The sequence below is a fragment of the Streptomyces griseoflavus genome (genome assembly GCF_014649995.1).
Classification (GTDB): domain Bacteria; phylum Actinomycetota; class Actinomycetes; order Streptomycetales; family Streptomycetaceae; genus Streptomyces; species Streptomyces griseoflavus.
On record NZ_BMUC01000015.1, the window covers coordinates 23,795 to 35,547 of the forward strand.

Annotated in this window: 9 protein-coding genes and 2 pseudogenes; 5 read left to right on the forward strand and 6 right to left on the reverse strand. The window is 69.6% G+C overall.

The window, feature by feature from the left end; translation table 11 throughout:
• Window positions 1-37: 37 nt before the first annotated feature.
• From IE172_RS26695 to IE172_RS26705, 3 genes are all read left to right on the forward strand, one after another.
• Entirely contained in the window at window positions 38-979 is a 942-nt protein-coding gene (locus IE172_RS26695) for a LysR family transcriptional regulator (RefSeq protein WP_229886440.1), read from the forward strand.
• Between the two features lie 238 nt (window positions 980-1,217).
• A complete protein-coding gene (locus IE172_RS26700; protein WP_229886442.1) occupies window positions 1,218-1,793 on the forward strand; it encodes a hypothetical protein in 576 nt (191 codons plus the stop codon).
• A gap of 103 nt (window positions 1,794-1,896) precedes the next feature.
• Complete coding sequence (locus IE172_RS26705) at window positions 1,897-2,109, forward strand: hypothetical protein (RefSeq protein ID WP_306432819.1); 213 nt, start codon at window positions 1,897-1,899, stop codon at window positions 2,107-2,109.
• Here the strand turns inward: IE172_RS26705 and IE172_RS26710 are convergent.
• From IE172_RS26710 to IE172_RS26725, 4 genes and pseudogenes are all read right to left on the reverse strand, one after another.
• Complete coding sequence (locus tag IE172_RS26710) at window positions 2,106-2,765, reverse strand: DUF998 domain-containing protein (protein ID WP_190099872.1); 660 nt, start codon at window positions 2,763-2,765, stop codon at window positions 2,106-2,108. The genes IE172_RS26705 and IE172_RS26710 overlap by 4 nt on opposite strands.
• A 721-nt stretch (window positions 2,766-3,486) precedes the next feature.
• Window positions 3,487-4,323: a dioxygenase family protein gene (locus IE172_RS26715; protein WP_190099873.1), complete on the reverse strand. Its 837-nt coding sequence runs from the start codon at window positions 4,321-4,323 to the stop codon at window positions 3,487-3,489.
• A gap of 578 nt (window positions 4,324-4,901) precedes the next feature.
• Window positions 4,902-5,497: pseudogene (locus IE172_RS26720) on the reverse strand (transposase); the annotation flags it as partial.
• A gap of 132 nt (window positions 5,498-5,629) precedes the next feature.
• Window positions 5,630-6,886 (reverse strand): serine hydrolase domain-containing protein, encoded by a 1,257-nt coding sequence (locus tag IE172_RS26725; protein ID WP_190099874.1) that lies wholly within the window; start codon window positions 6,884-6,886, stop codon window positions 5,630-5,632.
• Window positions 6,887-7,011: 125 nt separating this feature from the next.
• Here IE172_RS26725 and IE172_RS26730 point away from each other — a divergent pair.
• Window positions 7,012-7,197 (forward strand): annotated as a pseudogene (locus IE172_RS26730) (IS110 family transposase); the annotation flags it as partial.
• A gap of 150 nt (window positions 7,198-7,347) precedes the next feature.
• Here IE172_RS26730 and IE172_RS26735 read toward each other — a convergent pair.
• On the reverse strand, window positions 7,348-10,176 hold the full coding sequence (locus tag IE172_RS26735; protein WP_190099875.1) for an NACHT domain-containing protein: 2,829 nt from the start codon (window positions 10,174-10,176) through the stop codon (window positions 7,348-7,350).
• A gap of 802 nt (window positions 10,177-10,978) precedes the next feature.
• Between IE172_RS26735 and IE172_RS26740 the strand changes: the two genes are divergently transcribed.
• Window positions 10,979-11,329 carry an STAS domain-containing protein gene (locus tag IE172_RS26740; protein ID WP_190099876.1) on the forward strand — a complete coding sequence of 117 codons (351 nt, stop codon included), beginning with the start codon at window positions 10,979-10,981 and terminating at the stop codon, window positions 11,327-11,329.
• Window positions 11,330-11,407: 78 nt separating this feature from the next.
• Here the strand turns inward: IE172_RS26740 and IE172_RS34840 are convergent.
• Window positions 11,408-11,753, reverse strand: a 346-nt coding sequence (locus IE172_RS34840; protein WP_229886444.1) for an ATP-binding cassette domain-containing protein, incomplete at its 5' end; no start/stop codon positions are given.

Genomic DNA, 11,753 nt, shown 5'->3' on the forward strand with positions numbered 1-11,753 from the left:
GGGAAACGTTGCTCCTTAAGTCAAGACCCGGGATGGCATGGCAGTCCAAGACCGGTTCGGCAACCTGATCATTCCGAAACGGCATGACGCGTATCCTGCACAGGTGAACGATGTCGGGCAGGACCTGGAACTGCGACTCGTGCGCTACTTCACCGTGGTGGCGGCGCACCAGCACTTCGGCCGGGCCGCCGCCGACCTGCACGTGGCCCAGCCGGCGCTGAGCCGTCAGATCCAACGGCTCGAGAAATATCTCGGCACACGGCTGCTGGACCGAACCTCCCAGGGCACCCGACTCACTCCGGCCGGCCAGACGTTCCTCCCCCGGGCCCAAGCCCTGCTGCAGGCCGCCCGCCAGGCCGAGCTGGCCGTGCGTGAACAAGCCCGGAGCGAACGAATCGCCATCGGCTACGTCGAAGACCTGGTGATCACTGCCGCCGTACGGGAACTGCGCCGTCGTTACCCCGACGCCGAGATCGCAACCCGGCATCTGAGCTGCCGCGACGTCGGGGCACTGTCCGACAAGCGCGTCGACGCCCTGATCGCGCGGGCCCCGCTGCCGCTTGTTGCCGACGACGTGTTCACCACCCCGTTGTACGAGGAGCCCCGGATGCTTGTGGTCCCGCGCGGCCATCCCTTGGCCGGCCGCGCGTCGGTGACCGCGGAAGAACTGGCCGTCGAAGAGGCGGCGCCGTGCGCGTTCGAGACCGCAGAATGGGCTTCCTACCGCATCCTCGGGGCCGGCGTGCCGCCGGTCGAGAGCTACGAGGACAAGCTCGAACTCGTCGCAAGTGGCAGGGCGATCGCCGTGCTACCGGTCGGCGATCGGCGTAGCTCACTGCGTTCTGACCTCGTCACCGTCCCGGTCGAGGGCGCTCCCCCCAGCCGGGTCGTCCTGGTCAGCCGCAAGAGCGACCCGAATCCAATGATCAGAAATCTTCGGCTGGCTGCCGGGGCCGTCCTGACCGCCCCGGCACACTGACCGCGGGTCCAAGTCGGGCTATGAGTGCCATTCGTTGCCCGTGTCACCCTAGGTCAGCGGCGGACCGTCACGTGTCTCCACGGTGACCAGCGGCCGAGACGGCCGACGGTGACGGCCAGCGACCGGCACCGACACCGACACCGACACCGACACCGACACCGACACATCGCAGGCAATCGCAGGGACGAAACGGCCCCGATCGCCTCAGCGAGCAGCGATCACCACTGACGAATCGAAGTTGAAATTCTTCGAGCATGGATGGGCGGAGGGGGATGGCGTGGATGACGTGCCACTGCTCGAGATGAGGATTCCACGAGGAAAACTGCCCCGTCGGAGGCTGATGACGTTCCTCGGGCTCTGTGCCGGGTGTGGGGCGCTCTCGGTCCTGCTGAAGGTCACAGACACGCCCGGCAGCAGCGCGGCGCGTGCGTGCGCTGTGGCCTTCTTGCTCGTCTCTGCGGGGGCCGCGGCCGCGATACGGGGCGACAACCCCGCATTCACCACGGACGGTGTCCGTCTGAAAGCCTTTTTCTGGGACCGGGGGCAGGTGCTCGTGCCGTGGTCGGAGATCGAACGTATGTGGATCGCCCGGCCCAAGGGCACAGGCGGAGAGTACGCCTTCCTGTACATACTGCCGCAGAATCCGGATCGCTACAGGCGCAGTGGAGACTTCCTCCGTGCCTCTCTCATGGCCCGGCTCGCAGCCGACCAGGGCAGCGCTTTGCAGATCCACCTTCCGGTCGACGGTCTTTCCCAGGACCGCATCCGTGCCGCAGCCGAAGAGCTCAGTGCGGGGCACTGTCACGTTGACTGACACCGGCGCTGCTGTGACTCGCGCAACCTCTCGGCTTCATGCCAGCAGACCACCGGGGGTACACCGCCGCAGGGCAGTGCGATTCGGTGCCTATGCCACCCTGATGTCAGCGGCGGACCGTCCCGCGCCCCTGGTGCGAGGCCGGACGCCGTTCGCCGTCGCCGACATCGTCCCGTTCTCCACCTTCGTCACCCTGACCCTGCTGGCCGTGGTCGTCAACCAGCTGCTGGCCCGCGAGCGGCGGCGGCTGAGGACCGCCCGCGAGGTCGCCGAGGCCGTCCAGCGCGCTGTGCTTCCCTCCCCAATGATCGGCTAATTCGACGGTCCGGTGGCCAGCCGGGCCGTTACTGCGGCCAGCCAGAGCAGGCCGAGCCCAGCACCGGCGGTGAAGGCCAGAACGGTCACTGCTGAGGTCGCAAATCCGGCGAGAATCGCCACCGGAACGAAGCGCGAGGCGATGGCCCAGCCGCGGTGGCCTCGGGCCGCGAGAGGTCGGGCCACCACCAGGAAGGCGCCGCACAGGGCGAGATAGCCGACCATCCCAGCTGCCATGTGCACCGTGCCGTGAGCGCTCAGCACGGTGGTGTCGGGAGCACCGGCCGGGAAGCCGGCCCCCGCGTCAGCGGGGAACACGGCGGCCGCCCAGAACGAGGCGCCGAACACCCCGAGCAGGACCGGTCCCCACGCTGAGCCCGGGTCACCGCCCAGCGCCCGCCTGAGCCCGGCCGCGCCGACGATCAGCAGGGTGCCGGTGAGCACGAAGTTCACCGTCTGGATCCACCCCGCCTCACCGAGGGCGAGCTGGCTGATCGCGTTCTGGGTGAAGTCGAAACCCTCCCGGCCGAACCCCTGGGCGAGCCCGGCAGCCATGAACAGCGGGCCCGCCACCATGCCACCGGCCAGGGCGCGCAGGGCCGCCGGCCGCGCAGGTGCGGCCGGCGTGGTGTGGGGCGTGGTGAGCGTGTGGGTCATGGCTGGCCTTCCTCGTCTCGTGGATGTCACTCATACGACCGAGGCCGGACGGCGAAGTCATCGCACTTGATCGTGTGACCTGCATCATGAATGTCCGAGGAGCGTGCGGTCTGTCGGCCAGAACCGTTCCGGATTCGATCGTCGCCGCGGCACCGAGCGCAAAGAATCCGGCTTCCGCGAGCGCGCGGACCGGTCGCGTTTCGGGACGGTTCGGTGGTCCAACCCGTTTGCCGGTGGATGGTCCCCGGATGCTTCCTGCAGCGGTGCGCGGCCAGATGGCCTGGTTTCCCGTCCGGAGGCTGCTGGAACGGGCCGACTTCCACCGCTTCACTGAGACCGCGCACCGACTCCAACCGAGGAGCACGACCCCTGCGGGATCACCGCGGCACTAGCCACGCCTCGTGGCTTCCGAGCCCGGGCACGTGCAGGCGCAACTGCCCCGGGAAGGGCAACACCACCGACAGTCGGCACGGGTCTCGGTCCGGATGGCGATCACACAAGCCCGGCACAGTGCATCACCGTCCGCTGGCAACCCCGCAGCCGCACCGCCACCGGGACGCCGCCCCACAGCGCCGAGGCCTTGCTCAACCCGCCGACCTCCTCGACATACCACCACAGCAGCTCACGCCCCTGCTGGAACAAGCCGCGCTCTCGACGTTCTGGCAGTGTGAGGGCGCAGCCGCAGGAGGGGCCCGGTCTGCGCAGCCCCGCCCGGGTGCACCTACGTCCGGGCCCAGAGGGCGGGGACGTTCGGCGGCTCCCAGCCGGCCATGGATGTGTGGGCTTGGAGGCAGCGGTAGGAGGAACCCTTGTGGGTCACCACGTTGCCGGCGGTGTAGCTCTTGCCGACCGCCCAGGTGCCGCTCGGCGGTTCGGTCGGGGTGGGGGAACCACCTCCCGGAACGCCGTCGACATTCAGCACGAAGTCGAAGGTGCCCTGCCTGCCGTTGCCCGCGCTGCGCACATTCATCAGGAGGACGGGATCGTAGATCATGTCCGTGGCGTTGCGGGGCTCGCCCGGAAAGTAGAGCTGGGTGGTCAGCACCGGCTTGCCGGGAGCTTGGGCCTTCACGTGGAGGTGCCGGGTGCGGCCCGGGTAGAGACCGGGCACGATCGTCGTGAGACTGAAGGCACCGGTGGAGTCGGTGAACTGGTGGCCGCGGAAGGCGAAACCGGTCATGTCGTACGCGCCGGCGTTGTCCGCCTGCCAGAAGTCCATGAGCACGCCGGACAGCGGTACGCAGTTGCGGCCGAAGACGTAACCACTCACCGTCAGAGGCGTGCCTGCCGTACCGCCCGTCACCAGGCTGGTTCGCAGGGGGGAGTTCGGTTTGAAGTACGGGCCCTCCATCTGGTCCGGCGTCAGGTCGTCGCCGTCCTCGCACGCCGGGGTCGGCGTAAGTGAATGGGTGATGGGGGTGCGCACCGCGTCACGGGCCAAGGCCATGCCACCGGTAGCGAGAAGCGGGACGGCTGCGCCGGCGGCCACGGTTGCGCGTAACAGGTTCTTGCGGCTGATGCCGCCCGGCTCGTGAGGAGGGGGGCTGGTGGGGGTCATGGTGGATCCTCGTCCTTCTCGGTGGCAGTGGAGGGTTGGGCTGTGCATCACGCGTACGGAGCGTGTGGAACTGGCATGCGTGCCTACCGCTGCTGGGCCGACAGCGGGCTGGTGCTCCAGCCGGCGCTCCGTGGTGATGGCAGGTAACCGTAATGGCCGCCCAACAGTCGGGGGACCTCTTGTTCCGCCCTCTGCCCGGTGTTATGCGCATTCCGGCAGTGTGGGCCGACCGCATGCGCCGGTGCGTGGATGGTCCGTTCGGCACACAGGCTGAACGGCAGGGCGGAGACGCCGACCGCGCTGCATCCGGCGGCGTCGTCCGGACCGGTGGCGACGCCGTGAGGCTCAGAGGGCGGTTCGCGACGTGATGTCCATTTCCGGGTGACGCTGGTGTGGGGAAGCTGGCCGCGATGCTCGGCAGCTACTGCTTCCTGGTGAAGCTGCCGGTGTCGACCTCGGTGAGGATGTCGAGCTTGACCAGGCGTGGGGAGGGCATCGGCCAGGGACCGGGCGGCGTCCTCCTGGATCCCAAGTGCGGCAGGCAGCGGCTCGATGGTCGCGTCGTCACCGCTTCCGCTTCGCCAGGTGGGGGTTTTCGCGCTGGTCAGGCGGGGGCCATGACGTGGGTCATGGCCCCGTAGAGGCGGGTGGCGGAGGAGGCCGGGCGGTGCTCGTAGTCGCGGACCAGGCGCCGGTGCAGTATCAAGATCCCGTAGGTCTGCTCAACCCCTCCACGGCTGCGGCACGAATCCGATGTCCTGCGGGTTACGTCGGACGATCTCCACGTCGATCCCGTGTGTGGTGCTGTGGGTGGCCACAGGGGTCTTGACGCCCTGGTCGAGCAGGGCCTTCTCAACGGTGCCCGCGGTGTGCTCGGCGACCTGGTCGAGCAGGGCGATGCCGGCCGTGTTGTCATGCGCGTCGCGGCGAGGACGATGCCCGCGATGACCAGGCCGAGCACGTCTACGGCCAGTCCACGCTTGCGGCCCGGGACCCGCTTTCCGGGGTCGCGTCCGGTCGTCGGGGCGGGGACCCTGGCAGCCACACGGACACTCTGCGTGTCCGTGTGGCTGCCAGGGTCGGGTCCTCCAATCGGCGGGGCCCGCTCACGGACCTGTCAGCGCAGGAGTTCGTGGATGACCTGGTCGGTCCCGTCGTCCCGCCAGGCCGCGAAGCTTCGACCGCGAAGTGGCGCTGCTGCCGGTGGACCCGGACGACACCAAGAAGGGCACGCGGCCCGCGCTCCCGACTATGCGACTCCTGTCGAAGGAATCATGGGGTGTCTTCTACGGGTGTGCGCCCCTGGTCACCCGCGCTTCCGGTCTCCGCACACCGCCCGGTCCAGCAGGCGGACCGCGGCCTCCGCCTGCTCGAGGAAGCGCTTCTCGTCCCCGAAGCGCGTGGTGAAGACAGCGGCCGCGGCCGACACCCGGCCGTCGGGCGTGACGGCGGTCTCGGATGCGGTGCCGAAGGACGTGCCGCCGTGGTACCAGATCCCGCCCCCGCAGCCCTCGGCCGGGCGCCAGGCGAGGCCGAGCCCGTAGCGGGCCCTGCCGTCGGTGGCGTAGCCGGGCGCCGGAACGGTGGTGCGCATCTGCTCCAGCTGCTCCGGCGGCAGCAGCCGGCCGCCCATCAGGGCGCGCAGGAAGGTGTTCATGTCGCGGGTGGTGCTGATGATGCCGCCGTCCGCGCCGCCGCCCACGGCCAGCGTGGTGTCGGTGAGGTCGTCCCGGCCGGGGAACTGCGTGTACCCGGCGGCCGTCGGCATCGGCACGTACGGCGAGGTGTCCGGTATCAGCGTGCGGCGCAGCCCGAGCGGCTCGATGATCCGGTCGTGCACCTCCTGCGCCCAGGGATTGCCCGTGGCCTTCTCGATGACCATCCCGAGCAGCACGTAGTTGGTGTTGGAGTACGCCCACTGCGTCTCGGCGCCCGGATCGTCCGCGTCCGGCAGCCAGCCGGGGGCGCGCCCCATCGCCACGGCGACCTGCTCCTCGGGGGTCTGGGAGCGGAACCGCTGTGCGTGGAAGCGCTCGGGCGTCAGCTCCGCCGGGTCCTCGAAGGCGATGTCCGTGTAATTGGCCAGGCCGCTGGTGTGCTGGAGCAGGTTGCGCAGGGTGATGCGGCTGCCGTCGTTGCCGTTGCCGGCGACCACCCCGGGCAGCCACTCCTCGACGGTATCGTCCAGGCTCAGCGTGCCCTCGCCGACGAGTTGGAGCGCGGCCACGGCCGTGAAGGTCTTGGTGTCGCTGCCGATGCGGTAGTAGGCGTCGAAGGGCACCCGGCCCCCGTCCTTCAGGCTCGCGGTGCCGGACCGGGCCTGCGTCTCACGCCCGGCCGCGTCCCGGGCGAGCACCGTCAGCCCGGTGGCTCCCGTGTCCCGTACCGCGTCCGCGTCCCGCTGCAGCCGCGACCGCGCGTCCCCGCCGCCGGCGCCCATGGCCTCGGCCGTGGCGCCCGGCCCGAGAAGCGATGCGGTTCCGATTGCGGCGAACCCGGCCACGGCCAGCCCCGCACGCCACCGTCCGGACCGGCCCCACCGCGCACTCTTTGTGATCTCCATGGCCGGAACGCTACGGAGGGCCGGCGCCGTGGACCATCCGGCTGGCTGCCCGGGCGGGGGTGGTGCTAGCCCCCTACCACCCGGCGGCCACCACCCTCCTTGCCGCACCCCCTGCTGATGGTGCGGCCCGGGACGTGGGGTGCCCGGTCGCCCATCTGTCCGGGCTGACGATGCGGCGGATCGCTGATCTCTATTGGGGCGAGGCCAGGACCGATACTCGCGACGCGTTCGTCATCGCGGATGCCGCCCGTGTCATGCCGCACATGCTCCGATCGGTCGATCTTGAGGAAGAGACCATCGCCGAGCTGACTTCATGGTCGGCCCAGCCCGGCCTTGCCCGGCCACAGCCCCGGACACCCTGCGAAGGTCCGGGGAGGTCGGCCGAACACAGCCGGGCACATCAGCCCTTACCCGTCGTCAGCGGCCGACGCGTCCCACCCCGCGGTGTCGTTGATCGGCGCCTACTCGGTCACGCTGATCGACGCGTGAGGGAAAAGGGCGTGGAGGCCGGCCTGGTCCAGGCGGTGGTCCGGGCTCGGGGCGGCGTACAGACACAGAGTGTCGACCGAGGGGTATGCCTGCGGTAGCGGCTCCAGCATGGCATCGGTGTACGTGTCGTGGAGGTCGAGACGGCGGACCTGGGGGAAACGCGCACCCGATCGGGCGGAGCGGGCGGCGTGCCGTGCTGACAGCTGTAAGTGGTTGAGTTTGGGCAGCTTTTGGAGACTCGCCAGTGGAGTGTCGTCGGGGCACTCGGAAACGGAAACGACTTCCAGGAGGGGGAATTCGCCCAGCACCGACATGTCGTCGACGGTGCCTCGCAGGTCGAGGCGGGTGAGTTGGCCCGGATCCAGGTAGACGAGGAGGCTTGTGGCTGTGAAGTCGCCCACCAGCCTCATCCACGGGCGGCCACCCAGTTCCCGCAGGGCACGGAGTTCTGCCACGGAGTGAGCTATCAGGTAGAGGTCGTCGTACGGGAGCTGGGCGATGACCTCCCTGCCGTAGGCCTCAATGGGAAAACGGTGCCAGAACAGGGCAAGTTGACTGCGTACACGCAGGGACGGGTGGTTGTTGAAGCGAGCCAGGTACGGGATCGCCTCGTCGGTTCCGATCAGGGCGGCCGTTCTGACGCACAGCTGGGCGTAGTCGTCGCTGTCCGAGGCGGGCCACGCGCCGGCCAGTTCCTCCGGTCCCGGCAAGAAGTCGAGGGCGAGGGGTCCCACCGACGTGAGTGTGGTCACCGCTTCAGGGGTGCGCGGCGGGAGCAGTGCGGACATGCTGCGTTCGAGTTCGGCCCGTACAGAGGGGTCCAGTTCCGTGGCCTGTTCGAGGCAGGATGCGGCGAGCACCACGGCTCGGGCCGACCCGTCGTGCAGAAGCTCGCGCAGGACGTCCGCCCGGTCGCGCGGACGCCCCTGGGCCACCGCCATGCGGATGACGTCCTCCCACTGGTCGTCGGCGGCATGCTTGCGGACCATCCCGAACGTGCCCTCGTCGAGGAGGGCACGCGCCCCCAGGAAGTCCTGGAAGGTGCGGTGGCAGAAGTCGATGGTCTCAGCGGTCGGGGCGCGCAGCAGACCGCTGCGGTTGAGCAGGTGGGCAAGGACCGTCTCGGGGTCGCCCAGCGCCGCCATCTCGGGCAGGGCGGGCAGTGCCTTGCCGATCTCGGCGAGCGCCCGGTCGCGGGTCAGCTCCGTTCGGCCGTCTTTGATCAACCAGTAGGCGAGCCGCTGGAGGATCTGGAGTTGTGGCTCCTCCCTCAGCTCGGGGCCCGTCACCCCGCGCTCGCGGTCACGGCGGATGAGGAGCATGCTGAGCGCTGCCTGGTACAGCTCCTTGCGGCCGATCGGCAGGAAGCCGTGGCGGTCCCGGTGCAGGGCGCAGATCAGGCCGCACATCAGCGGGTTGGTGGCGAGTCGCCCCAGATCGGGTTTGGTCCGGATGGAGTCCAGGAGCCGGCTCTCGTACGAGGCCAGCGCCTCGTCATCCGCGGACACGCCCGTGCGCGCGGCCTCATGCCACCGTCCGACGAAGGACCGGACATCCGCGGGTCGCATCGACGACAGCCTCAGTTCGCCGAATCCCTCGGCCGTCAGCCACTCCTCCGCCACGGCGGACGGGCGGGACGTGACCAGCCAGCGGTTGCCCGGGTAGGCCTCGGCCAGGTCGCTGAGCCAGCCGTGCGCATGTGCCCGCTCGCTCTCCGGGACTTCGTCGATTCCATCGACGAGGAGGAGTCCGCGTCCGGCCGTGAGGACGCGCGAGGGCCAGCCGGGCGGCTCCTCACCGGCCAGGGGTGATCCCACGGCGGCCAGGAAGTCCTTGGGGGCGGGGAGCTGTCCACCGTGGCGGGTCAGGGTACGCAGGGGAAGAACGAAGGGAATCAGACCGGCGAGATACGCCATCCGGTCGTCCGGGTCCGGGCGCGCGGCGGAGACGGCCAGCCACTGGATGAGCGTGGTCTTTCCGGAGCCGGCCTCGCCGCGCAGAAGAACGCGGTCGTGACCGGCGAGGGCCTCGTCCACGGGCTGACGTCCCTGCCGGAACCGGGGGTGCCGGCGCAGGAAGTCCTCGTAGGCGTCCACGGGCGACGTGGCCTCCAGACGCATGTACGCCACGTCCAGCGGCCACTTGCCCGGAGAGTTGAGCAGGTCGATGCCGTAGATCTGCAACCGGCCGTGCTTCTTGGTGATGTACGACAGGTAGCGTCGCTCGAAGGCGGCGTCACGGCCGTCCGGCCGTGGAGTGCGGGCGATCAGCACGTCCAGTTTGGCGATGAGTTCGGCCTGGTCCCGGCTCTGCTCCACGAGCGTGCGGGCCACGAAAGTCGAGCGCTGTGTGAAGAAGTTGATGATGTGGAGGCAGGCCCACTCGGTGAGGGAGTCCAGGAACAGCGAGGCGTCTGCGGACAGGTCCCGGGTGGCGGCCTGAAGGTGAAGGGTGCGGGCAAGCTCCCGGTAGCCGAGCCGTACCGCCTGAACGTCGTCCATCTCGAGCTCGCCCAGTACAAGCAGCCTGGCCGTCAGCGCATCCGTGACCGCCGTCTCCTCGTCCCGGAGGAAGGGCGCCTCTCCCGGTGACTCCGCCGCCTGGCGGACCAGGCGGGCGGCGAGTGCGCGCACGTCCTTCTCGCTCAAGGTCCGCTTCTCGCCACGGAAGGAGACGAGGCTCGACAGTCTCACGGGTCTGTCGACCAGTCCGGCGCCCGGTCCCTCCTTCACGAGCAGCTTCCGCACCAGCGGAGCGACCACGCTCGACGCCAGGCGTGTGCCGATGACTGCGGGATCCATCCGAAGCCCCCCAAGCCTGTGAACCGCCTCGGTCAGCGTAGTCGGGGTCGCGTGGCGGCGGGCCTTGATCGGGGGATCAGCGGCGCGCAAGCGGCGGCAGCAACGCGCACAGGTGCTCGGGCGGTTCCGGCAGGATCTTGTGGATGCCCGCGCAGCCCGGATCGCCGTTCGTGGCGGCCGGCTGCCAACCCGAGGGTTCGCCCTCCCAGTTCGTGCGCTCGGGGATGTCGGTGTCGTTGACTGCCTGCCGGTAGGAGGACGAGGTGCACCGCGGGGGGGGCGTGCGGTCGCAGCCGTTTTCACTGCTTGCCGCCAGGACGGGTCGAGAGACGAAATCTCGTAGGTGACCTTCACGTACACCGTGCCGTGCCCGACGGTGTCGAGCTCGCCGTGCAGGCTGCGTACGCAGTCACGTGCGCCGTCGGGCACTTCGGCGTCGACCACCAAGGAGCGGCCGCCGACGTTGTCTCCAACCGGCGCTTCGCCGGTGACGGGAGAGCAGCAGGTGCTCCCCTGTCTGCCGTATGGGCAGCAGTTCTGAGCTGTTGCCCTGCGCAGCCCGGGCGGGTTCTGCCGGGTGGCGCGCTTCACACAACGTCCTCGTGCTCACAGTCATGGCCACGGACGTATCTGTGTGACAGTGGGGGAAGACCACGAGACCGATCGGCATCTCCTGATGCCGTTCTTTGGGGAGTTCGGGCGTTGCCCCCACCCCGGGCACCCGACCCCCGCCCTTGTCGTACACCCCTCAACGGGGGTGCTTCGTCTTTGGGCTCACAACCCCGGAAGGGGGCACGCCCCCATGAACATCACCACCACGATCCACGGCACCTCCGCACGCATCTCCCCCTGCGGAGAGATCGACTTCGACACCCTGCCCCCGCTGCGCGCCGCCGTCGACGCGCTGCCACTGCAGGTGACCGACCTGCAGTGGGACCTGGCCCTCACGCCCTTCATGGACGTCGCCGGCCTCCACCTCCTCTTCACCCCCACCGCCGGTGGCGCCCCGGAGCGCCGGGCGACCGTGATCGGGCTGCGCACACAGCCGCTGTCCCTGCTGCGCATGGCGGCGGACATGAATCCCACCATTTTCGACCTCACTCGTCTCCTGCCCGACGTACCTCCGGCCGACCTCCGACCCGCATCCCCGTGAGCGCCCCAGCGCGGGGCTCTTCCTCGGCGGAGGGGCGGGCCCCTGGCCCCCCGTCCTTCCTGCGCACCGCTTCGGCGATCAGGTGGCGGTGAACTCGGCGACGTGCCCGTCCCGCAGCGTCAGATGGGCGCCGTTGAAGCGGGAGCGCATGCGACGGTCGTGGGTGACGACGACGACCGTGCCCTGATAGCTGGTCAGTGCCTCCTCCAGTTGCTCGACCAGTGCGGGCGAGAGGTGGTTGGTGGGTTCGTCCAACAGCAGCAGGTCGACCGGTTCGGTCACCAGCCGGGCGAGTTCGATGCGGCGCCGCTGTCCGTACGACAGGTCCTGCACCCGATGCCGAAGTTCGTCCGGGCTGAACAACCCGAGGGAGAGCAGCGCCTCGGTGTGTTCGTCGATGTCACCGGCCCGTCCACTGCGGAAC

Bases quoted from the DNA above. Each gene is read 5' to 3' on its own strand.
- IE172_RS26695 (WP_229886440.1), top strand. From the start codon at position 38: ATGGCAGTCCAAGACCGGTTCGGCAACCTGATCATTCCGAAACGGCAT.
- IE172_RS26705 (WP_306432819.1), top strand. From the start codon at position 1,897: ATGTCAGCGGCGGACCGTCCCGCGCCCCTGGTGCGAGGCCGGACGCCG.
- IE172_RS26710 (WP_190099872.1), bottom strand. From the start codon at position 2,765: ATGACCCACACGCTCACCACGCCCCACACCACGCCGGCCGCACCTGCG.
- IE172_RS26715 (WP_190099873.1), bottom strand. From the start codon at position 4,323: ATGACCCCCACCAGCCCCCCTCCTCACGAGCCGGGCGGCATCAGCCGC.
- IE172_RS26725 (WP_190099874.1), bottom strand. From the start codon at position 6,886: ATGGAGATCACAAAGAGTGCGCGGTGGGGCCGGTCCGGACGGTGGCGT.
- IE172_RS26735 (WP_190099875.1), bottom strand. From the start codon at position 10,176: ATGGATCCCGCAGTCATCGGCACACGCCTGGCGTCGAGCGTGGTCGCT.
- IE172_RS26740 (WP_190099876.1), top strand. From the start codon at position 10,979: ATGAACATCACCACCACGATCCACGGCACCTCCGCACGCATCTCCCCC.